Raw genomic sequence first — 22,580 nt, forward strand, 5'->3', positions numbered from 1 at the left:
CAGACATCGAGTGAACACGGCCACGGGATTTGGACACTAAGTCGCGGACCCTACAGCCACGGAACGATCCGTCGCATCTTGGAGATCTGACCCTCCCGGTACCCAGCGATTGGCTGGATCCGAACCGTAAGTCCGGTGTGGGGAGCCTCGACGAGAAGCCCCTGCCCAAGAGCCATTCCTACATGACCCGGAGCCTCGGGAGTTCCGTCGTCTCCGGGTATGAAGATCAAGTCGCCAGGCTTCAGGTCTTTGACGTTGTAGATCGGCGTTCCAACGTCGGACTGAGCGATGGAACCCCGCGGGATAGTGATTCCGGCGGCGCGGTACGCCATCATCATCAGCGATGAGCAGTCGCACTGGTCGTTGGGATTGCCATCGTGTGAGTTCGAGCAGCTACCGCCGTATGAGTACGGCGTCCCGAGTTGGGCAAGTGCCCAGGCTATCGCGGTGCGTGCCGCTGCCGGGGTGTCGGCGGGGAGCGTGAACCCTGGGGGAAGCTGGAGATCGCCGCCTCCACCACCCGAGCCATCGCCCCCGGTTCCCGAGCACGTGCCGGCGCTGCCGTCGAAGGTGGCGACCAGGCGCTTGGATATCGCTTCCCACTGCTCGAAGTTGAAACGCGCGGGATCCGGGAGCCGGAGGACTGCGCTGGCTGCCTGGTCAAACGGGATGGTCTGCCAGTTCGGCACCTGCACCAGCCGCGAGTAGAACTCGGTGGCGACGTGCACCGGGTCTGCCAACTCGGCGGCGGTCCCCCAGCTACCAGGGTCCTGGTTGAACAGGCCCAAGCCGTTGTAGTCGCTCTTGGTTGTGTAGTTCGCCAGGCGGGTCCGCTCGATCGAGGCTGCGATAGCCATGACCGCCGCGTCCTTGGGAAGGTGCGCGTCGTTCTGGGACACCGTGTACAGGAGCTGCGCGTTGCTGATCTGACCAGTGGTGATCGGATGCCCTTTGTCGAGGTCAGTAGTGCCCGGTGTCACCGGCCCCGAGGTCGAGCATGGCTGGTTCGTCAGCAAGGCCGCCGCCGCTGCAAGTACCGTCTGTGGTTCGAGCGTGCCCGATCCGGTAGTTGCCAGTGCGATGCCGAGAACGATGGCTATCGGCGACAGCAACAAGCCGCCGACAGCGAACTTCGCCTTCTTCGCTACATCGTTCATGCCGGCACTCGACTGAGGTGGGGGATGGTGCTCATGTGCGTCCTTGCTGGATGGAACTGCGCTGGGACAAGCACGGCGCAGCCTTCAGCCAGGGCAAGAACAGCCCGATTCTGCTACAGCAAACGCGACGCGCTAGCCGAGAATACGCCAGCAGCAGGGGGTCTTGTCTACTACAGCAGAAAAGACCGCTCGGCTCCGAAGCGATCCGCGTTGCTCGGGGTTGGCAAACCGCCACCGCCAGGAGTTGGTCCTGACGGCGGCGAGGGAGAGCGCGACGGGCGCCCCGATGACGCTCTGAGCTGCTGATTGCCTAGCGGAACAAGGTGAATGTCGCTGCGGCAACTACAGCGCCGAGAACTGTGCCGGCAAGCACCTGGCCGCGGGTGTGGTCGCGGAGCTCGATCCGTGACCAGCCGACGAGCGCGACGAGGGCATAACCGGTCAGGGCAATCGGCCCGTAGACCACGGCCAGCATGGCGACGGCGCCGGAGGAGACCGCGGCATGAACCGAGATCTTCCACACGGTGGTGATCGCCATCAGGGCGGCGAGGGTGGTGAGCATCGCGGCGATGAGCGCGGTCATGGTGCGGGGAGCACCGAGCCCGATCATCAAGGCGATCCCGGTCGCCACCGAGCCGATGATGAAGACCATCACGATCAGTCGGTGTTGCTTGACGCCTACGTGGCGGTCCGCCCAGCGACCGCGCTTCATGCCGTACTTGATGAAGGCGATGGGTATGACGGCGGCGAACAGGGCGCCGAGCAGGCCCCATCCGATGCCGGCGAACCGGTCGACCTGCCAGCCGACGAGGATCGTGACGGCCAGGATCCAGTTCTTCGGCTCCAGGCCGTCAGTGACCTTACGGGCGAACGAGGGAGACGTGGTGGCGGGTGCGGTGGTCATCGTGACTCCGTGGCAAGCGCGGGCTTTGCGGTAAGGGAGCTGGTCTTGGGGTTGCGGTAGAAGCGAGCTACCAGGAGCAACCAGCGAACTTCGTCCTCCAGCGCCGAGCTGTCTCGCGGGCGAAGTGTTGCACTTCGGGCCACAACCGTCCGCTGCTGCTTCTTGGCTGCGATGGCAGTGTGGATCCATGCTGCCTCGCAGCTGGCCTCCAGCTCGCTGCCGCTGAGGCCGCTGTTTCTCAGCTGCGTGCGGACGGTTTCCTGGTCGGTCTCGTCGACCAGCCCGCGAAGCATGAGAGCGGCGTCGCGGATCTCCACGACCCGTCGCAAGAGCCGGTGCCGGACCTCCCGGACGGCCATCCAGTCTTCGGCCCTGGTCGGCGGCGTACCGAGGACAATCGACGGTACTTGAGCGGTGAGGTCTTTCCACAGCGGTCGCAACACGTGCAGCGCCCGGTAGTTGGCGAAGGCTCTCAGGCCGGCGCTCACGGGCGGAGTCGACGTGCCGATGATGATCAGCAGAATCGCTGCCGCTTGGACGGCATCAGATGCCGAGACCATGGTGTGGTCGCCGCCGGGAGCGTGGCTGCCGTTGAATCGCACGAGCAGGTAGGCGCTCCGCAGCGCGGCGTAGACGACGCCGAGAGCCGTTCCGGTGGCAAGGATCCACATCCCGGCCCGCAGGAGGCCATTCGGCTTGCGGTGGGAAGCTCGCCAGAAAAGGTTGCTCGCGATGCCCATCGCGATGCCGAGGTAGATCTCGAACGTCAGCATGTACGCCGTCGCCGCCGCGCCGTCCCCCGACTCCAACTCGGCGAAGTTGAACGTCTCCTGCCGGTCAATGGCGAAGAAGAGACCCGTCATCGCGACCATGGTGACCGCAGCGATGTAGTGGCGGCGGGCTGGGAAGGTGCCCATTGTCTGGGGCGAGTTCAACGCGAGTACCCAGTCGAGCACTGCACCACACGCGACGATGCCGGCCAGGTGCTTGATCAGCGTTGTAAGGTCGGCGATTCCCGTCGACGCGTCGATGGCGCGTGTGACGGCAGGGAGCGTGACTGTCATCGCGATCGCCAGCCCGAAGAAGGCGAGCCACAGGGATCGCTTCCAGGGCTGGTCCCGAACTGATCCCAGTCGCCAGACGGTGACCACCCACAAGATCACGACGAGGGCCGGCTTCATATGCCACGCTCCCGACGGCGCATCGGGTGTCCGAGTGCGTCGCCGATACGGTCCATCAGGCCGTCCTCAGTCAGGGCCGGGTCCGGCTCGTAGCCGGCCTTTTCCAGCACGACAGAGGCGAACATCTCGGCCTCGAACTCGTCTTCGCGCTTGTGGTGGTCGTGGCGGCTCAGGACAAGCTTCACGATCGCGGGGTCCAAATCGGGGAACACGACGCGAAGGATCCGAGGGTCCACCACCTCGTCGGAATGGTGGTCGAAGATCATGTGGCCCACCTCGTGCAACACAATCTGTGCGCGGTGAAGGGGCGTCGTCTCCGGCTCGTAGACGATGAAGTCGTCATCGTGGGTGGCAACCCACATGCCATAGGGCGAAACCTCGCTGGCCGGGATCGGCGACGGCCGGATGTGGATCCGTCGCCCGCCGCGCTGCTTCTGGACGCTGACCATGAACGTGTCCAAGTCGAACGGTCGTGGGATCCGCAGTCCGTCTAGCCGCTGCTCGCAGGCACGACGAAGCCGTTTCAGGTCTCGCACGCCGGTTCCTCCCGCTCGATGTGGGAGACCCGTCAATGGCGCCGCGCTACCGAGATGAAATCGGACAACGGTGACAACTCCCGCGTTCGATACGGTAAGCGATCAGACGGGCGATACGAAAATCACGAATTGACAACGCTGCACTACAGCGCGGAGTGAAGTGAGCAGGCTCACTGCTCTTGAGCGGGAGCGTCGCCCTCGTCGTCGGCCAGACCCTCGATCTTGCGCGCGTTCTCGATCATGCCGAGGATGGCTTCGAGGCTGTTCGCCGACAGCCCCAGGGCCCGCGTCGCCACGCGGTCCACGCCCTGTTCGCGCATCGCGGCGACCAAGGCCAACTGCTGGTCAGTCCTGGCGGCCGTCTCGTCGTCCAGAAAGTAGTCGGTGCTCACGCCGAACAGCTTGGCCACGCCCGCGAGCTTGTTGAAGGCCGGTTCCCGCTTGTCGCCCTTGCGTAACTGACTGAGGTACGCGACGGAGATCAGCTCCTCGCCCGCGTCCTCGTTGATCTTGTCGGCGGCTTCGCGCAGCGTGTAGGGCCGGCCCAATGACTTCGGATAGACCGTTGCGAACAGGTGCTTGATGCGCGTGGCGATCACGCCGATGTCCTCGACGTCCTCTGGCCCTCCGCCCATCGCGCAGCAGCTCCTCCGGTTCCGGATTCAACGATCTCTTGCCAGCATGCCGCATCTGCTATAGCAAACGCAACTCAAGGTCCCACCGCCCAAAATTATGCTGTAGTTGACAAGCACCACTCATTGCTGCCTAATCTACTGCCCCGAGGTTCTGCTACAGCAGAACGTGCAGTTCAGGGCCTCGGCAACTCATCCTTACCCGCGGCCGGCGTCGACCGCCCGATCGGGTTCCCAGGCGGCAAGGAGTCCCCACTCATGAGCTCGATCCACTCTGTCGTGCAAGCGCTCGGCGCCCTCCCGGCGGACATCACCAACCCGGCGCCAGCCGACCCGACTAGCGGCTCCAACGGAGTCAACCTGCTCCTCTCGTACGTTAAGTGGGGCTGCCTGGTGGCGTGTGCGGTCGCCGCAGTCGCCTCCGGCGGCCTGATGGCCGTCGGCTCGCTGAGCAACAGGCCCGACCACCAGGAGAAGGGCAAGCGGTCCCTCGTCTGGTCCCTGGGCGGCGTCATCGTCACCGCCTGCGCAATCCCGCTGATCAACACCGTCTTCGGCGCTGCCCACTAAGGGCTTTGATCCAGCCTTCAGAACAACGGATGTAGCGCCATGAGCAACGAGTTTCTGCACCCACGCCGCCGGACCGGTCGCTATGCGGTCCTCACGGCGGCCGGGCTGGCAGCCTTGACCGGCATCGCCTACGTCGCGGCATCGGCGATGTCCGGCACGCACGCCAGCGCCGACAGCCCATCCCCGCGCCCGAATCCGCTAGCGACCGCAAGCACCCCATCGGCGGACATGCCTTCGAGTTCCGGCGCCTCTGCACCGGTCGCCCTGACCCGCGGCAGCCAACTGGTCAACGGCGTCTCCATCGAATACCCACACACTCTGGCTGGGGCGGTTTCTGCCGCGTCCGAGTACATGACTGATCTCGGGTCCACTCTCGATCCCGATCGCACCGCAGCGGTGATGCGCCTGGTCGCCGATCCGTCCTACACCGACGGGCCGGCGGAGTGGGCAAAGGGTACCTCCGACGCCCGTGCCTCGCTGGGGCTTCCGACCTCGGGCCTGCTGCCTTCGGCCGCGGCAGTCATGCTCGGCCCAGCTGAGTACCAGGTCCGCGACGCCTCCGACGATCAGGTCACGGTGCTGCTCCTGGCGCGCTACACCACCTCGCTGCCTGGCACCGGCACCAAGAGCTCGAACGCAGTGTTCCCGCTGCGCATGCACTGGGCCGGGGGCGACTGGAAGGTGCTGAAGCCGGACGGCACGACCTACACCAGCCTCGCGGCGGCGCCGGGATCGGACCAGGCGCGCAGCCTAGGGTGGCAGGAGATCGGACAATGAGCTGCCCCATCAATCCGATCGACTGCATCAGCGACGCCGCGTCCTCAGTCGCCTCCAGCGCCTGGGACATGGTCTGCAAGTCCTTCGCCGACGCCGCGGACCAGCTGCTCAAGGCGTTCGCTCAAGCCTTCGCCGCGATGCCGAACATCGATGTCACCTCGCCGGGCGTCCGCAACGTCTACGCCATCTCGATGGGTATCGCCGGGTTCGTCGCCGTCCTGATCCTGCTCGGCCAGGTCGTGCGGACCGCGATCACCCACGACGGCACGCCGGTGGCGACCGCGCTCGTCGGCGTCGGCAAGACCGCGCTGTCCTTCATGTTGATCCTCGTCTTCACCAATGCGGCGCTACTGGCCTCGGACAACATCACCCAATCGATCATCAAGCAGAGCTTCGGCAGCATCGACGCGATGAGTGCCAAGCTGGGCAGCCTCGCCGCTTTCGGGTCGGCCGGCGGTGGCGTCTCCATGACGCTCCTGCTGTTCGTGTCGGTCCTCGCGTTGCTGGCAACGGTGGTGCTGTGGCTGGAGCTCTTGATCCGCAACGCAGCCTTGGCCGTCTTGGTCGCCACGTCGCCGATCTCGGCGGTTGGGCAGATGTCGCAGGCCACGAAGGAGTGGTGGACCAAGCTCTGCACCGCCTGCATCCAGCTGATCATCCTCAAGCCGGTGATCGCGCTCGTCTTCGCGCTGGGCTTCAACCTGAGCGCTGGCAGCAAGGACATCCAGGGCCTTCTGATCGGCATCCTGGTTCTCCTGCTGGCGGTATTCGCCTGGCCGGTGATCGGGCGCCTGTTCACCTTCGCCTCCGTACAGGTCGGCGCAGCTGGCGGCCTGGGGGCAATGCTTGGGTTCGCTGCGGGCCGGACTGCGTCGGCAGCTGGTGGGTCTCCGACCGGCATCCCGCCGGAGCAGTTCGCCCGGCAGAGCGAGGCTCGCACCATGTCCGCGATGTCAGGCCGGGCCGGATCGGCGGCCGCAGCCGGGGTTCCTGCGATGGCCGGTGCCGGAGCGGGAGGAGCGGGTGCGAAGGCAGCTGCGGGCGCCGCCCTTGGACCCATGGGCATCGCGGCGGCCGGGCTAAGCATGGCCCAGAAGGGCGTGAACGCGCTGGGCGGCCGGATGGAGCAGATGGCTGGACATGCCGGTATGTACCCGACCGGTCCGTACAGTCACCCCGCGGGATCCGCCATGCCATCGGCTGCCCGCAGTCGACCGACACCAGCACCGGCGGCACGACCGGCGGCAGAGCAGCCCGCCCCAGCGGTATCGCAGCAGCCGGTCGCAACCTCGGCGCCGGAGACCGTGCCCGAGCGGCATGCCGCTCCGCCTGACATGAGCGCGCCGCAGGACCGCTCAACGCCGCCGCTACCCGCGGCACCCGAACCAGCGACTCACAACCAAGCAGGGCAGGCGCCGGTTGTTCAGCCGCTGACGCCGCCCACTCCGGTCGAGCCGATCTCGCCGCGCAGTGACCCGCCGACCGCCGAGTTCCCCGCTGTGCGCGACGTTCCGCCGATCCCGCCTGCACGACCGCCGCAGGCACCCGACAACGACCGCCACGGAGAGAAGAAGTGAGCACAAGCACCTTTCCTTCCGAGACCCGGTCGTCGCGGACCTACTTCGGCTGGCAAAGCGAGAAGGTCAACTTCCTGTTCGGGATGACAGCGCAGCGTGCCGTGATGTGCGGTGCCGCTGTCCTGGTCGCTGTATGGCCGATTGCCGCATCCAACATCTCCGCAGGCGTCGTGGCCTGGCCGATCGCGATCCTGCTCGCCCTGCTCGCCTTCGTCCGCATCGCCGGACGCACCACCGACGAATGGTTCGTGGCCGCTGTGTCCTTCCAACTGCTGAAGTCCCGCAATCAACACAAGTTCGCCGCCGGGGCGTTCACTCCGGCTTCCAAGGCGGATCCGGCCGGCCCCAAACCGATGGATTTGCCCGGCATCCTCGCGCCGTTGCGGATCCTGGAAGCCGACACCGGCAACAGCACCATGGCCGTGGTGCACCACCGCTACGACCGCACGTACACCGCCGTCGCGAAGATCAAGTTTCCCGGAATCGGATTGGTCGACTCTGCTCGCCGCGACCAGCGTGTGGCCGGCTGGGGAACGCTGCTGTCCGGGCTGTGCACCGAGGGCAACCCGATCATCAGGGTCCAGGCTCTGCAACGAATCGTCCCCGAGTCCGGGGCGGCCCTGCGGCGTTGGCACAACGACCGCTTGGCCGCGGACGCTCCCGAAACGGCGGTCGAAATCACCAGCACGCTACTGGCGACATCGACACTCAGCACTAGCCAGCGAGAGGCGTACCTCGCCTTCGTCATGGACGAGCGCCGCGCCGGTCAGGCCATCAAGGGCGCCGGCGGCGGAGCGGCCGGAGCCGCCGCGGTCCTGGTTCGACACCTCCGGGCTCTGACGTCCTCCATTTCCGGCGCCGACCTTCAGGTAGACGGCTGGCTCGGCCCGCGCGATCTGGCTGAGGTGATCCGGACCGCCTACGACCCGCACTCGGCTCGCACCCTTGCTGAGCGCCGTGCCAGTGCCAATGCGACCGTGATCGACCGCGATGCAGCAGGACTCGCCCCTGGCGTCGATCCTGGTGTCGCCGGGCCGGCCGCCGCCGAGGCGAAGCGCGGTTCCTATCTGCACGATGGCGCAGACTCGGTGACCTATGTCGTTCATGACTGGCCGCGTAACCAGGTCTTCTCCACTGCCCTAGCGCCGCTGCTCGGCGAGGGCACGCACCGCCGGGCCTTCAGCCTCCACATTGAACCTCTGGGTCCGCGCGTCGCGGAGCGTCAGGTGATGCGCGAGCGCACCGCTCGCCACGTCGCGATCCGGATGCGCCAGCGCACCGGCCAGATCGTGCCCGAGCACGAGCAGGCCGCGCTGCGCCGGGCTGAGGAGCAGGATGCCGAACGCGCTGCTGGCCACGGGCTGGTGAGGTTCACCGGTTTCGTGACTGTCACCGTCACCGATCCTGACCAGCTCGAAGACGCCTGCGCTGCGCTCGAAGCGGATGCCGCTGCCGCACGCATCGAGCTGCGTCGGCTGTGGATGGCTCAGGACGTGGGCTTCAGCATGAGCTCGCTGCCGCTGGGCTTCGGCCTGCCGAAGATGCGGTGGTGACGACGATGGCTTTCACAACCAAGTCCAAGAAGTCACAGCTGCCGGAAGTCGACTTCGCCAGCCTGCTTGCTCCCGCAGCGGACGGCGCAGAGCCGTCCACGATTGCCGTAGCTGCGGCACCCGAGAGCAAGAAGCGGAAGGCGCCGGTCGACCCAACACCGCCGCGCCGCGGCTACGCCAGGAAGTTCGCCGGCCGCGCGCCCAAGACTCCGCCGATCCCGGTCTTCCGCAGTTCTACCGGCCAGTTCTCTGGCTTGTATCCGTGGCTGTACGGCCAAAGCATGCCGCCGGTCGGTGTCTATATCGGCGTCGACTGCCTGACCGGCGGGGCGTTCTCCTGCCATCCGATCGAATGGCTTCACCAGGGCCTGATCACCAATCCCAACATGCTGATCACCGGTGTGCCGGGGGCGGGGAAGAGCGCGGCCATCAAGTCGCTCGCGATGCGTCTAATGGCTTACGGCGTCAAGACCTTCGTCCTGGGCGACATCAAGAACGAGTACGCACCGCTGTCGCGCGCTCTGGGCGTCGAGCCCGTCGAACTCGGACCAGGTCTCGGGGCACGTCTGAATCCCTTGGACGCTGGACCGCTCGGCACGAACCTTCCTGCCGACCCCGAACTGCTGCGTGAGCGCTTGGAGGAGATCCACCGGCGCCGCATCACCCTGCTTGCTTCGCTGGTCGTGATGCGCCTTGGCCGGGCCTTGACTCCGACCGAGGAGGCCGCGTTCTCGCTGGCGATCAAGCAGGCTTCTGGAGAGGCCAGCGGAAACCGGCTCATTGACCCGACGATTCCCCAGGTATGGGCGCTGCTGCGCGACCCCGTGCCGGAGATGGCCGAGGAACTGCGTGTTCGTGACGGCGATATTGGCGAGCTGCGGGAGATGATCCGGCCCGCCGTCGACGCTCTGGGCAACATGGTCCAGGGCTCGCTTTCGGGGCTGTTCGATGGACCGACCACGGTTGGTGTGGACTTCTCCGCGCCGATCCAGACCGTCGACCTGTCGCGGATCGACGGCCGCGGCGATGAGACCGTGGCGATGACCCTGGCCTGTGTGTCCAGCTGGGGTCAGGCCGCGATCGACGAGCCCGGCGGTCCGGTCCGCCTTGTCGTTCGGGACGAGCTGTGGCGGGCAATGCGCGTCCCGGCGATGATCCGAAAGCTGGACTCAGACCTGCGTCTGTCCCGAGCCCAGGGCACCATCCAGGTGCTGAGCACGCACCGCCTGGCCGACTTCGAGGCCGTGGGGGCGGCCGGCTCGGAAGAGGTCACGATCGCCAAGAACTTGATCGCGAGCTGTGACGTGCGGATCTGTCTGCGGCAGGACACCGCGCCGCTGGCTATGACCCGCGAGGCGATCGGGTTGACCGACACCGAGTGCGCGCACATCGCCAGCTGGTCCGGCGAGCACCGCGGTCGTGCGGTGTGGAAGGTCGGTCGCAGCGCCAGCCATGTCGTGCAGACGGTGCTGACGCCGCTGGAGCGGCAGCTGTATCACACCAACGAACGCATGGTCGTCTGATGGCCGGAGATGTCACGGTCGCACGGCGGCCGGTGCTCGACAGTCCCGCCGACTATGCGATCTTCGCTCTGATCGTCGCGGTCGCCGTTGTGGTGCCCGGTGTCTACGCCACCGGCGAGCTCGCCGGGCTCATCACGCACTTCGTGCTCCCGACCGCGAGCCTCGGGCAGGCACCGAAGATCATCGGAGCTCTGCCGCATCACTGGTCTGACCCGAAGCAGGCTTGGCCGGCAAGCACGCGGCCGGATCTTCCCGGACCGATCGGCTTCGGCATCGCCGCAGCCTTGGTGCTGGCGGCGATGTGCAGCCTGGGGATCGTCGCCGCGAAGCGAGCGTGGAGGGGACGCTCGCACCGTGGCTTCGCTTCCCGCCAGCAGCTCGCTGTATCGCTGTCCGAGAAGGCTGTTCTGAAGCGCGGTCCGATCGTTCGCCCCAGCGTGAGCGGCGTCAAGTTCACCCTGGTCGACGTCGGCGTGCGGGTCGGCTGGTCCGACCCGGCGGGGATACCGGTGGCGATCTCGATCGAGGACAGCGTCCTGATGCTGGCCCCTCCTCGCCAGGGCAAGTCGAGCCAGGTCATCATCCCCTGGCTGCACGGCTGGAAGGGTCCGGCGATCGTCACCAGCGCACGGACCGATGTGTTGGAGAACACCGCGACGATACGCGCGAAGCAAGGCCCGGTTCTGGTGATGGCGCCGACCGGTATGGTCACCTGGCCTGACAACGTCCAGTGGCCCCCGCTCGCCGACTGCGAAGACTTCGACAAGGCGATTCTGCGCGCCGAAGTGATGGTCACTGTCGGCAAGAGCAGCGGCGACAGCGCTGGCGGTGGCGACAACAACAAGTTCTTCGGGTTGGCCGCGACGAACCTCATGGCCGGCTGGCTGCACGCCGCCGCGATCTCGGGCCGCTCGATGACCGACGTGCTCCGGTGGGCCTTCAACGAGGGCTTGGACGAACCGGTCCACATCCTTGGCAGCAACCCCAAGGCCGCACCCGATGTCGCGGAGATGCTGGACAACCTGTACCGCGCACCGGCCGACACCACGCGTTCCAACCTCTGGACGACCGTGCAGACCGCAGTAGCGCCTCTGCTGTCTGTCTCCGCCCGCGCAACGTTCGCGCCGGAAGCCGGCGTGACGTTCGATATCGAGGGCTTCCTGCGCTCGCACGGCACCATCTACATCCTCGTGCCCAAGCACCGCGCGAAAAGCCTCGCGCCGCTGGTGAGCGCATTCTTCGATGAGGTGATCGAGACCGCGAAGCGCCTGGCGGACGACTCGCCCGGCGGCCGGCTCGATGCCCCGCTCGCGATCTTAGGAGACGAGATCGCCAACGTCTCCCCGCTACCGCAACTCCCCGACCTGATCTCCTACTCCGGCGGCTCCGGAATCTTCATGGTCATGGTGCTGCAAGACATGGCGCAGGCGATCGACGGTTGGGGACCGAACGGCGCGGCGAAGATCTGGGGATCCGCGACCGTGAAGATCGCCCTCGGCGGACTGTCGGGCGACGAACTCGACGACCTGTCGAAGCTCGGCGGTGAGTACCGCGAATCGCTGACCACCTACCAGCGCGGAAGCAGCGGATACAGCATGCAGACCACGCTCCTGGACCGGAAGACCATCTCCCCGGAGCAGATCCGCACGTTGTCGTCCGAGCGCCGGGAAGCGCTGGTGATCCACGCTACGACGCCGGCAGTGAAGGTGCGCATGCAGCGCCACTACGAAGGCCCCCACGCCGCAGAGTTCGTGACAGCCGTCAAGGACGCTCGGGCCATCATCGGCGCAGAGCGCGCTCGGCAAGGGAGCAGCGAACCCGACGACGTACAGAGGGAGGCGGCATGACAAACGACGACGCCCCGCGATGGAAGGCCGCCGTCTTCGGCAACCGCGACGAGGAACCACGGTCCCTCCTGCCCGAAACCGAGGCCGAACCCCGCGGAACCGAGGCACTGACGGAGCCCAAGCCGTTCGCCGTGCCGAGCGTCCCCCGCCAAGGGCGTGGCCACTCAGGGCTGCCGCCCCGAGCGGTGAGGAACCAGCGGCGCGGCCAGCGAGGTGCCCAGCACGCCGGAATCCCCGAGTGGCACGCAATGGACCCCGCCCAGCGCCAAGCCGCGTGGCCGCAGCTGGTCAGCTGGGTCACCTGGCTGCATGACCGCTACGAGCTGAGCGTTGAGACTCGGCTGCCCCGCTGCTGGAGCCAGCACCCAGGGTTGATCGAGGAATTGTGGGCACTGAAGGTCTGGCGCGAGGAGATCTACGGGGCCAAAGGCCCGAGCGGGCAAGCTGCCCGCTACTGGCATAACGAGCTGCGCCAGCTGATCACAAGTGCTGTGATGTTCTACTCCCGCAACTGCCGAAGCGGGCACAAGAGCGACGGCGTCGTGCGCGCAGTGACGTCACCGGAGATCCAGTCTGCTTGGTCTGCCGGCGATCCACTCGCCGGGATACCAGCGCACCTGCTGGCTACCGCGAAGAAGGAGAACATGACCGACAGCGACCTGTTCTTGACCACATCGACCATGGCGGCCCACATCTCATCTGGCCGAGCTACCCCGATGAGCGGGTCCGTCACCGCTTTCGCGTCCTACGACAGCTTCTGGTGGAAACAGGCCGGAGGCGGCTGGGTCAAGATCACCGATGTCGTGGTCTCCCAAGGGCTCGACTTCCGACGATCCCACCTGGCCGAAGCCGACGCCAGAGTGGCCGCGTTCACCGCCAGCTCCAACCGCCCCGCAGAAAGCTAGATCACGATGACCGACCACCTCACCCACCGGGCGGAGCAGGCGCTCATCGGCGCCGCGCTCATCGACCGGACGCTGCTGAATGACGTGGGCTACCTGTCCTTCACCGACTTCGCCGACCCGACACACCAACTGGTCTTCAAGACGATCGTCGACCTCGCGATCTCCCGCCCCGACCTCGCCGGCGCGGCTCTTGCAGACCAGGTGGCACGAATCGTCGACCGGCCCAGCGTGGACGCCGAATACCTGGGCGGCCTGGCCATGTCCTGCCCGGACCCCGACGCCATCGCGGTCTACGGCCGCATGGTCGCCGAAGCCGCTCTACGACGTGAGATGGCGGCTCACGCCGAACGCCTCACCGGCGAGGCCGGCCCCGTACGCGGTCTCGACCCCCGCCTTGATCATCTGGCACTGCTCGCCGATGCCCTGCGCACCCACGACACCGGCCTTGCCTGGGTCGGCGAGACCGCCAGCTCGCTGACCTACACCGGCGCGTCCTACGACTCCTGGATGCTGGCCACTGAGCGAGAGCGCATCATCCTGTCGGACCTGATCCAACACCCGGAACTCATCCCTGAAGTCCACTGGCTCGACGCCGAAGTCTTCACCTCCCCAGCGAACCGGATGGTCTACGAAACGATCTTGATTGTGGACGATCGAGGCGAGCCAGTTCAGGAGCTCACCGTCGCTTGGGAACTGAGCCGGCGTCGCGCACTCGACGACATTCAGGAAGGGATGGCGCCGGAGGAGGCGGGGCGGATGGGCCCCGGCCCGACCGTCGGCTACGTCGCGCTGCTGGCCACCGCGACCGTCGAATACGGCGCGGCCCTCGCGGTCGGACGCGACCTATTGATCGAGCACACCAACACCGTGCTCGCCGCAGAAGCCGATCGAGTCACTGCGCAGGCCGCGGTCTCGGTTGCAGGTTCTGCGGCCCACGCACACGCCGCGGCACAGGGGCGAGCCCTGGATCATGGCCCTCTGCCAGCTCCCTTGCTGCTTCCCCAGCAGCCGGCGATCGAGCCCAACGGCCCCGAGCTGAAGGCGTGAGGAGACGCGACATGCAGGACCAGAAGCAAATCACGGACACCCGCGTCACCAGCGAGCCTGACGACGCGCTGAAGGAGTTCCGCCTTAGCGCAGAGGAGATGCATCAAGCCATCGCGGACGGGACGTCAGTCATTCTGAGCGTCGTTGTCGAGGCGGCCTTCTACGAAGACGAGTGGTGGATCGAGAACCGCCGCACGAGGCAGTGGGTCATGGCCGATACGGTGCTCGCCGCCACGCTGGACCGGCGGCGTGACCAGATGCGCGAAGCTGACGCGCATGTGGTAGCCCACGCCAAGAAGGACCCGCGACCCATCAACGTCTTGCGTGACATGCCCACTCACGACGGAACGGTCGGTAAACCTGTCGGTCCGCGGGCCTGCGAAGCGTCAACCGCAGCACAGACCGTCAGTGGACATCCAGCGGCTCGTGAATAGCAGTCATCTTGTCGGAGCGTCCAGGAACCATCACGACATGACGCCGGCCCTTGCCATCGGTTTCGGATTGCGTGAACCGAACTGAGTCAAGAATCGTCCGCACACGTCCGAGCTCGATCTGGCGTCCCTCTAGGTTGTAGGTGGCCTGCTGCACTATGAGTAGCGAACCTCCGTCCTCTGGCAACCTGGTGTCGGGGCTCAGCGTTGTGCTCATGCTGGTCCAGGACGATTGGCGCCGGCCGTCCTTCAGCAGCTGCCCGAGCTCGATGAGCTCAAGGATGGCTGGCGCACCGAAGCCAGCGGCGTCAGGCACACGGATCTGCTCGGTCGTGTGCTGCTGCATGATGCTTAGAGCCTCGACGAACTTCGTGAGCACCAGCAGATCGGCCGATGGTGAGTCGGGTTGCGGGATCGCTATCGCATCACCCTGCTTGGGGCCGTGCGCTCCAACCACCCGGTACTGGTTGGGGTGATGTAGCCCGCTCAAGAGCCGCAGCGCCGGCAAGACATCGTCCGGTGCGAGCCCCGCGGGATCATGACCCTGAAGCTTGGTCGTCACGGTGCCGGCTTGGCGCTGAATTCGCAGTTCGGCATCGAAGACGCCGTGCTGCTCGGTCCCGGCGATGAACATGCCGGAACCATCCAGGTTGGTGAGGGCAGGCTGAAGGTTCAGTCGAACGATCGCCAGCTCGTTTCCTTCCGCGTCGATGAGTTGTAACCGTGCAGGGAAAGGCGTGGCTGGCAGGGCCGTGAGACTAAAGCCAGCGAGTTGCCCGGAAACCAGTTGCCCCAGCCCTGCGGGCAAGTCCGCGGCTACCGTTATGGAAACGCCATCTCCGGTGTCAAGCACGACCGGCGACCCATAGGTCTGGAAGTCGGTCATGATTCGCGCTGCTTCGCTGTCGGGCGCAGCCGTTACCTCGAAGACGATCGGCACCGGACGGTCGAGAACAGCAGCGTCGTAGCGCGCGTACACCTTGAATGTGACCCAGCACGAGGTGGTCTCGATCTGGAGCACCGCTACTTGATGAGGCTCGGGAGGTACGTCTACCAGTTCGCCATCGACGGAGAACCCGTACCGGTAGTGCGGATCATGCGCGTTGAGCGCTTCATACACCGAGCGCAGCCCAGTCACCGTATCAGCCGGTTCTAGCGTGCCCTGTTGGGCAATGGTGTCCGAGTCGGTGAAGAGCCTGCACATGGTGGCTACCGCTGTGACGAGCTGAGCCAGGCGGTCCTTGCCATCGCGTAGGTAATAGTCAACGACCTCTGGAAACTCGCTGACCCAGCCCTCAACGTGAGCCTTACCGCGCCACTCGCAGGTGAAGTCGGCGTTCGCAGTGATGGTTGAGAACCAGTCCAGACGGTTCTCCTTGGTCGGGTCCAAGGGAGTCACCAGGTGCCACTCGGCGATGCCTGCACCCTGCTGAGCAGCGAACGCGCGGACCTTCCCGAAGGACTTGACGATCTGCTTCTTCTGGCTGTCGTCGAGCGTCTCTGCGAAGTACTTGATCTGGTCGACGATCCAGCCGTCAGGGGTGATCTGGATGACGTCGATGCCGCCATCTCCCTGAGACGGTCGGATGCGGACAGCGCTGGGATTGAGCCGACAGAGCATCACCGCGATGATCGTTTCGGTCTGGGTCGGCTCTAACGTGACCCATGGGACGGGGCTCAAGACGCCTTCTCACACGTAGCTGATTGCTGGATCGAACTGGCCGCGCTGTGTCTCCCGGGCCTCTCACGCTCAATTTGCCCATAGCGACCCTCCGCCACCTCGCCCCACCGGGTGTCATGCGGTCCCGCGAAGACGTCGCGTGGTAGCGGAATGGCAGACCTGCTGACAGTCTCATATATGTCGAGACAGACGGCCTGGGTGGCGTCCTCACCCATCTCGGCCATGCGCCGGTGCGCTTCTCGGACGGTCGCGAGGATGTTCTCGTAGCCCAGGCTCTGACTGGCTTGCATCGCGGCGGCGTGCGCTTCATCTGAGTACGACCGGCGTAGCACTGCAACGGCGCTCAGGTGGGGATGGTTTCCGCGCACCGAACCATCGAGCTCTGTTACATGCAGACGGCCATTGCGGCCAAAGCGCATATCGGTCTCGCCGTCTCCGTCGATTGTGATCATTGGATCGCCGTAGAGAGCGCCCTCGAACATGGGTCCTTCAAGCGGAAGATGGGCGTTTTTGGGGTTCGCCAAGACAACGGCCAACGGATAGCCATCGATGCCCTTCAACTGTTCTGCGCCGGCCGTGATCTTATTGCGGACGTTCTTAAGCTGCGGCCTCATGTCGAGCAGGGCGACATCTCCAACCGATGCAGCCGAGGGTAAATTGAATGACTCAACCTCAACCACGACCTCCACACCGGCCGCCAGGACCAGGTAGTCCGGACGCTTCTGCGTGCCGAGATCAGGATGCCGGTCTAGGATCTTGTACCCGTTCTCCGTGACGTAGCGTTCGAATAGTGCCTCACCGGCATCTGCATCCATGCCACCATCATGCGCCACGAACAAATTCGAGCGCTCCGTTTTTCTACCCACCGTCGTGCAGCTCGCGAACGGCTCCACGACACCGCCGCTACGGCCGCCCTGTCCCACGTCGGCGGAAGGTCAGTGTCTGCAGTGGTCTTCAGCGGCGCCAGCGTCCGGTGCTCTGACGGATGACGAGCAGCTGATCGCGTGTGAGCACCATTCCGCGACCCCACTTGCCCGCAGTGCCCTGGTGCAGGCCTAGCGAGCAGCTTTCGGCCATGTCGTCGACTGGGTCTTCGCAGCCAATGTCGTCGAGCAGCCGGTCGATGAGCACCGCCAAGGTCATCGGTCCGGTGCCGGAGTAACCGAAGGTGATGCCGGCGTCCAGGCGCCTCGGAGCCGGGTACAAGGCGCCGTCGGCGGTCCTGATCCAGATGACGTCGTCCAGGATGACCTCGGCGAGCGGGCTGGTGGTAGCCAGCCTGGTCGGTGCGAGGCCGGTATAGGTGTCGTTGGGATAGCCGTCCTGCTTCACCACGGGAAGGCCGGTGCGCGGGTCCTTCAGCAGCTGGGTGAAGTGCGCGGTGTTCAGGGAGGAGAGGGCGGCGGTGGATGTCGCAGGCACCAGAGAGGCCAGCCACTCGGCAGCGACGGGTTCCTGCGGGTCGTGGATGGTGAATTCGAGGCCGAAGGGCAGGTGTTCTGCGACACTCCGGCCTTGAGTGATCTTCATGCAGGCCCAGGAGAGCGGGTCCGTTCGATCTGCGATCATCTGCCAACCTTGGCGAAGCCTTCGCGCTGGAGCCGTCGCGAACCGCCCCATGCCGCGGGTGCTCGGCCGGGCGGCCACCAGCATCCCGCTGTATCGGTCCGTTTCCGTCACATGCTCGACTTCGCCCAGGCAGCAGGTGACGGCCGAATCGCGGATGTCCGATGCCAGGTGTAGCGCGGCCAGTCGGGCTGGCGATTCAGGGGGTTCGGCCTCGGCCAAGTCCAGCAACGCGGCGATGTCGCAGCTTGTTCTCACCTCATACTGTGCCGCGCTGGTCGCGGCCGAGGCGAGCCATTCAGCCATCCGATCTGGTTGGCGCAGAGCGTGGGGCCACCAGGGGACGGCCTGCCCGAGCACGCCGACCAGGTCTTGCCACTCGGCGGTGTAATAGCGGTCGGGGTGCGCCGCGTCGACGGCGGTGAGGTCCGGTCCGGAGTAGCCGTATTCGTGCCCGAGGCACAGGACGGTGTCGGGTTCGTGCGGCAGTGCCTTGGCCAGATGCATGTAGTCGCGGGACCGCACGGGTCTTCTGGTCCAGTCGTGTTCGCACGGGTAGATGACGGCGACCCGTCCGGCCTGTGCCTGCCATTGGCACAGGAGGTAGTCGTCGTTCGCGGCGATGGCTTCCAACGCGGCCGGCCCGGTTGGGCGGGCGGGACGCCACATCAGCGGGGTGAGAGCGGCCATCTCAGGGTCGCGGGCTGCCAAACGGCGCACGGTTAGTCCCAGGTCCGTCGTGGTACCCGAGGTGGCCAGAATCCTGGGCAGGGCAGGGTGGGAGGCGAGCCTGCGCTGCCCGCGCCGGTCCAGTCCGAGCCGTTCGGCGAGTTCGGGCAGGCTGACAGTTCCATCGAACAGGGTTCGCTGTGTCGGCGGCTCGTGGCCTTGGTCGCCGATGAAGGCCCGAAGGTTGGCCTCGCCCAGTGACACGTCGCGTGGGGTGCCCGGTCGGCTGGTGGCGGCGAAGTCGCGCAGCCAGGACGGTATCCGATCTGCGGGCCGCCAGTGGCTTGCCTGCTCGGCGGTCGGCCTAGCGATCGGGCCCGGGGCGGCGCGGTTGTTCGCGAAGGCGTACCCGGCGGCGGTGTCGGTGCCGCTGCAGTTCGGCTCGGGCAGTCCGCGCTCGATAAGCCGGCGCCGAAGGTGCAGGTAGGTTGCCGCCAGGGTCAGAACCCCCGGCTCGTCGGGGATTCCGGAGGCGATGAGGTCAACCAGTTCGCCAGTGAAGGACGTGCACGCCCCGGCTTGGCGTTCCAACGGTGGCACGTGGGCACTGCGGTCGCTGTCGCTGGCGGCTATGACGAACGCGCCTTGGACCGCGGTGAGATGGCGTGGGTCGTCTCCGGACAGAGCTTGGATGGCGCGGCCGGAGAAGCAGCAGTCCAAGATGATGATCTTGACGCGGGCCGGGCTGTCCCGGAGGGCAGCCCGTATTCGGGCGTATTCGATACCGGAGATATCCGGGTGGTCGACATCAGTGTCGGCCATCGTGAGACACAGCTGCTGCTCCTCGGAGATCAGGCCGTGACCGACGTAGTAGAGCAGCAGCGCGTCCGGGGTCTGCTTGGCGAGGTTCCGCAGCAGGCCGATGACCTGGCGGCAGTCCTCCGGGTTGTCCAGTACGGTGATCTGGTCGGGCGTCCAGCCGCCGGATTCGGTGAGCATCCGTTCGACGGCGCGCAGGCTGTTGGCGGCGGCCGGCACATCCGGCAGCCGGCGGTCGGCATAGGCCGAGATGCCGATGAGGACTGCGTGGGACCGGCCCCGATCAGGAATCACGGTCGTCGTCGATTCGCAGCGCCTCGGTCAGCAGCGGCGTCACCTCGTCGATGTTTTTGGCCTGTACCTTCACGCTCTTGTCGCCGACGGTGACCTCGATCGTCACCTCGGAGCGGCGGCTTTGCAACCACGCGGTTAGCGGGCCGACAAGCGCGACGCCGATGCCGCCGGAGCCCAGGATGACCTCGATCGCACCGGGCCCGGCGCCGAGGTCCTCCTCACCGGGCAGATCATGGATGAGGGTGACGCGCCCGCTCAGCGCTCGCTCGCCGCGCAGCCAGCGATACAGGTCCTCGAGATTCGCACTGCCGTGTCCGTCAGTGCGCAGCAGGACGTTGACCATCGGTGCCTCCCAGTTCATGATCGCTTATGGTCGGGTTCGGAGCTGGTCCCGCGGTAGCGGGGCCAGGTTGTCGCCGCGTGCGGTGGGTTCGCCGGGCTATCGCCCTGCTGGGTGGGGCTGGCGGTCGCGGCGGCTGTCACAGGGCCCGGTCCATGCGGCCGGTGCTCTGCCGTGCCAGCAGCAACTGCGTCCGGCCGAGGACGGCGCCGGCCGGCCAGTGGCCGTAGAGACCGTGTTGCAGGCCGATGGAGGCGCTGTCCTGCATGACATCGGGGGCCTCTGCGCCGATGTCGTCCAGGAGCTTGTCGATCAGGATCGCCAGGGCCAGGGATCCTGTGCCGTCGTATCCAAAGCCCAGCTGGGTGTCGGGTCGACGCGGGGCCGGATACAGCACACCATCCTGAGTGCGGATCCAGATCACCTCATCGAGGACGAGTTCGGCCAGCGGACTGGTGGTCGGCAGTCGTCTGGCAGCGAAGCCGTGGTAGGCGATCGGCGAGGTGGCCTCCAGATAGTTGTTGGGCTTAGCCACCACCGGCAATCCGGTTACCGGGTCAGTGAACACTTCGGTGATCTGTGATTCGCCGAAGTATGCGGCTGCAGCCGTGGGCGTCGTGGCAACCAGGCGCCGGATCCACTCGGCGGCAGCCGGGGCCTCGGGACGGCTGACCGAGAAGGCTCCGCCGTAAGGGAACACATCGCCGCCGTACATGACGCTGGCCTGCCGCGCGCAGACCCAGGCCAGGTGATCGTCCCGGTCCAGGATCCGGGCCCAGCCGACCCGTAGTACCTCCTCGGGGACATCGCGGTAGGCGTCGTAGCCGCGCTTGATCGGCCGCGCGGCCATCGTCATCCCGGTCGGCCGCCGGGCCCGCCCGACGGTTCGGAACTGCGAGTCCGCGCCGATAACGGCGTGGTAGCGCCAGTTCGCCGCCAGGGCCAGGGCCGCGAGCCGGGCCGGTGACTCCGGAGGCTCGCTGTCGGCCAGGTCCAGCAACGCGGCCACGTCCTCCTCGGTGGCCGTCTCATAGACCGCTGCCTCGGCCCCCGGTACCCAGCGGGCCATATGCTGCGGCCGTCGCATCGCTTGGGGCCACCAGGGCACGTCCTGGCCCAGTATGCGGGCCAGTTCGCGCCAGTCGGCCAGGTAACTGCGCCCAGCATCCTCGGCGTCCACGCACAGCAGCCGTGGGCCGTACAGCCCATGCTTCTTCGACTCCGAAGCGATGAGCACCGGGTCCAAGTCGGAGACCAGGCGGCTGTGGTCCGGAGCGCGTGGGGTCAGCTCGTCGCACGGATACAGGACACAGATTCTTCCGGCCTCGGCTCTCCAAACGTGCATGAAGAAGCCGTCGTGCACCCTGGACACTTCCAGCCTTGCCGGCTTGGCCGCGGGTAGCGATCGCCACAGCAGCGGAAGACGGAACGGTAGCTCTACACCGTCGCGGGCCAGGTCACGCAGCACCGACTCCAGGTCCTGCTTGTATCCACTAGCGAAGGCCCGCTTGATGTCCGCGCGGGCGGCCAGCGCGGAGGCGGCGCGGCGGGAAAGTCCGAGCATGTCCGTGAACTGCGCAAGGTCGACCTGGGCATCCAGAAGCGGCGGCGATGTGCGGGTCGGCCGGTGGGCGGGCAGGTTGTTCAAGGTGTCGAAGGCCACGCGGCGGGTGGAGCGGGGCAGCGCCGGCTCGGCGAACTTGCGAAGCCAGCCGGGTATCTGCGTCCGACCCTTCCATTCATCTGGGAGGGCCGCCTGGCTTGCCACTGGCGGCGGCGCCGCGACGGCTCTGGCGTTGTGGGCGAAGGGGAATTGCTCGGCCGTGTCGGTGGCCCTGCTGTTCGGCTGGGGCAGGCCGCGGTCCAGCAGCCGGGCGCGCAGCACCGGGTAGATCGCTCCCAGGGTGAGCACGTCGGCACCGCCCTCAATCCCGGTTCGCAGCAGGTCCGCCAGCTGCGCAGTGAACGACGTGCATACATCGGGCTGTGCCGCGACTTGCGGGACGTGCGCAGTTTGGTAGCCGTCGCTGGCACTGAGGGTGTATACGCCCTGGGCGACTGCGAGATCGTTTAGCGATCCGGACGACAGCGCCTCGATCGCCCGCCCAGAGAAGCAGCAGTCCAGGATCGAGATCTTCACGCGTGCCGCGCAGTCGGCGAACACCTCCCTGATGTGGCTGTAGGCGATTGCAGATATCTCAGGGTGTTCGTAGTCGGTGCCCGAGAGCGTCAGGCACAACTCATGCCTCTTCGTGCCAGAGATGACCCCGTGTCCGACGTAGTACAGCAGGAATGCGTCCTTGGCTTCCTTGGCGCGAGCGTGCAGGCACTTAACAGCCTCCACCACGCTGATCCCGTTGCCGAGTACCGTCACCTGCTCGGTACGCCAGCCCCCGATCTCCAGCAGTAGGCACTCCATTGCACGCAGGCTGTTGGCTGCGGCCGGAACGTCAGGAAGTGCCTCGTCGGCGTACTGGGACGCGCCGATCAGGACCGCTCTCGAACCCGAGCGGTCAGGCAGTCCCGGGCCCCGTCGTGAAACTGGTGGCATGCTTGCGCTCTCGAAAGGGC

At 66.3% G+C, this 22,580-nt stretch carries 19 protein-coding genes; 9 read left to right on the plus strand and 10 right to left on the minus strand.

What is annotated here, in order from left to right:
• Window positions 1-50 precede the first annotated feature (50 nt).
• The 5 genes from ABD481_RS16410 to ABD481_RS16430 all read right to left on the minus strand — a co-directional run bounded on the left by ABD481_RS16410 (window position 51) and on the right by ABD481_RS16430 (window position 4,377).
• On the minus strand, window positions 51-1,157 hold the full coding sequence (locus ABD481_RS16410; protein ID WP_344666529.1) for a C40 family peptidase: 1,107 nt from the start codon (window positions 1,155-1,157) through the stop codon (window positions 51-53).
• 310 nt (window positions 1,158-1,467) lie between these two features.
• Complete coding sequence (locus tag ABD481_RS16415; protein WP_344666530.1) at window positions 1,468-2,061, minus strand: phosphatase PAP2 family protein; 594 nt, start codon at window positions 2,059-2,061, stop codon at window positions 1,468-1,470.
• Window positions 2,058-3,242 carry an MAB_1171c family putative transporter gene (locus ABD481_RS16420; protein WP_344666531.1) on the minus strand — a complete coding sequence of 395 codons (1,185 nt, stop codon included), beginning with the start codon at window positions 3,240-3,242 and terminating at the stop codon, window positions 2,058-2,060. Before ABD481_RS16420 ends, ABD481_RS16415 begins: the two co-directional genes overlap by 4 nt.
• Window positions 3,239-3,778 (minus strand): hypothetical protein, encoded by a 540-nt coding sequence (locus ABD481_RS16425; protein WP_344666532.1) that lies wholly within the window; start codon window positions 3,776-3,778, stop codon window positions 3,239-3,241. Before ABD481_RS16425 ends, ABD481_RS16420 begins: the two co-directional genes overlap by 4 nt.
• A gap of 170 nt (window positions 3,779-3,948) precedes the next feature.
• Window positions 3,949-4,377 (minus strand): helix-turn-helix domain-containing protein, encoded by a 429-nt coding sequence (locus tag ABD481_RS16430; RefSeq protein WP_344666533.1) that lies wholly within the window; start codon window positions 4,375-4,377, stop codon window positions 3,949-3,951.
• Window positions 4,378-4,668: 291 nt separating this feature from the next.
• Between ABD481_RS16430 and ABD481_RS16435 the strand changes: the two genes are divergently transcribed.
• From ABD481_RS16435 to ABD481_RS16475, 9 genes are all read left to right on the plus strand, one after another.
• Entirely contained in the window at window positions 4,669-4,980 is a 312-nt protein-coding gene (locus ABD481_RS16435) for a hypothetical protein (RefSeq protein ID WP_344666534.1), read from the plus strand.
• Between the two features lie 114 nt (window positions 4,981-5,094).
• Window positions 5,095-5,757 carry a DUF8175 domain-containg protein gene (locus ABD481_RS16440; protein ID WP_344666535.1) on the plus strand — a complete coding sequence of 221 codons (663 nt, stop codon included), beginning with the start codon at window positions 5,095-5,097 and terminating at the stop codon, window positions 5,755-5,757.
• On the plus strand, window positions 5,754-7,334 hold the full coding sequence (locus ABD481_RS16445; RefSeq protein ID WP_344666536.1) for a hypothetical protein: 1,581 nt from the start codon (window positions 5,754-5,756) through the stop codon (window positions 7,332-7,334). The genes ABD481_RS16440 and ABD481_RS16445 overlap by 4 nt, the downstream gene beginning before the upstream one ends.
• Window positions 7,331-8,887 carry an SCO6880 family protein gene (locus ABD481_RS16450; RefSeq protein WP_344666537.1) on the plus strand — a complete coding sequence of 519 codons (1,557 nt, stop codon included), beginning with the start codon at window positions 7,331-7,333 and terminating at the stop codon, window positions 8,885-8,887. Before ABD481_RS16445 ends, ABD481_RS16450 begins: the two co-directional genes overlap by 4 nt.
• A 5-nt stretch (window positions 8,888-8,892) precedes the next feature.
• Window positions 8,893-10,410, plus strand: a complete 1,518-nt coding sequence (locus ABD481_RS16455; protein ID WP_344666593.1) for a VirB4 family type IV secretion system protein — start codon at window positions 8,893-8,895, stop codon at window positions 10,408-10,410.
• Window positions 10,410-12,257 (plus strand): type IV secretory system conjugative DNA transfer family protein, encoded by a 1,848-nt coding sequence (locus ABD481_RS16460; protein ID WP_344666538.1) that lies wholly within the window; start codon window positions 10,410-10,412, stop codon window positions 12,255-12,257. The genes ABD481_RS16455 and ABD481_RS16460 overlap by 1 nt, the downstream gene beginning before the upstream one ends.
• Entirely contained in the window at window positions 12,254-13,162 is a 909-nt protein-coding gene (locus ABD481_RS16465; protein ID WP_344666539.1) for a hypothetical protein, read from the plus strand. Before ABD481_RS16460 ends, ABD481_RS16465 begins: the two co-directional genes overlap by 4 nt.
• A 6-nt stretch (window positions 13,163-13,168) precedes the next feature.
• A complete protein-coding gene (locus ABD481_RS16470; protein WP_344666540.1) occupies window positions 13,169-14,209 on the plus strand; it encodes a DnaB-like helicase N-terminal domain-containing protein in 1,041 nt (346 codons plus the stop codon).
• 11 nt (window positions 14,210-14,220) lie between these two features.
• Entirely contained in the window at window positions 14,221-14,643 is a 423-nt protein-coding gene (locus ABD481_RS16475) for a hypothetical protein (protein ID WP_344666541.1), read from the plus strand.
• On the opposite strand, the gene ABD481_RS16480 is transcribed toward ABD481_RS16475, so the two are convergent.
• From ABD481_RS16480 to ABD481_RS16500, 5 genes are all read right to left on the minus strand, one after another.
• Window positions 14,615-16,321, minus strand: coding sequence for a hypothetical protein (locus ABD481_RS16480; RefSeq protein ID WP_344666542.1), 1,707 nt, complete (start codon window positions 16,319-16,321; stop codon window positions 14,615-14,617). The two genes, ABD481_RS16475 and ABD481_RS16480, sit on opposite strands and share 29 nt — an antisense overlap.
• Window positions 16,318-17,136: a hypothetical protein gene (locus ABD481_RS16485; protein ID WP_344666543.1), complete on the minus strand. Its 819-nt coding sequence runs from the start codon at window positions 17,134-17,136 to the stop codon at window positions 16,318-16,320. Before ABD481_RS16485 ends, ABD481_RS16480 begins: the two co-directional genes overlap by 4 nt.
• A gap of 139 nt (window positions 17,137-17,275) precedes the next feature.
• Window positions 17,276-19,669 (minus strand): caspase family protein, encoded by a 2,394-nt coding sequence (locus tag ABD481_RS16490; RefSeq protein WP_344666544.1) that lies wholly within the window; start codon window positions 19,667-19,669, stop codon window positions 17,276-17,278.
• Window positions 19,659-20,030: an effector-associated constant component EACC1 gene (locus ABD481_RS16495; RefSeq protein WP_344666545.1), complete on the minus strand. Its 372-nt coding sequence runs from the start codon at window positions 20,028-20,030 to the stop codon at window positions 19,659-19,661. Before ABD481_RS16495 ends, ABD481_RS16490 begins: the two co-directional genes overlap by 11 nt.
• 118 nt (window positions 20,031-20,148) lie before the next feature.
• On the minus strand, window positions 20,149-22,560 hold the full coding sequence (locus ABD481_RS16500; RefSeq protein WP_425559192.1) for a caspase, EACC1-associated type: 2,412 nt from the start codon (window positions 22,558-22,560) through the stop codon (window positions 20,149-20,151).
• Between the last annotated feature and the right edge of the window lie 20 nt (window positions 22,561-22,580).

Origin of the sequence: Catenulispora yoronensis (genome assembly GCF_039531695.1) — a bacterium.
Lineage (GTDB): Bacteria > Actinomycetota > Actinomycetes > Streptomycetales > Catenulisporaceae > Catenulispora > Catenulispora yoronensis.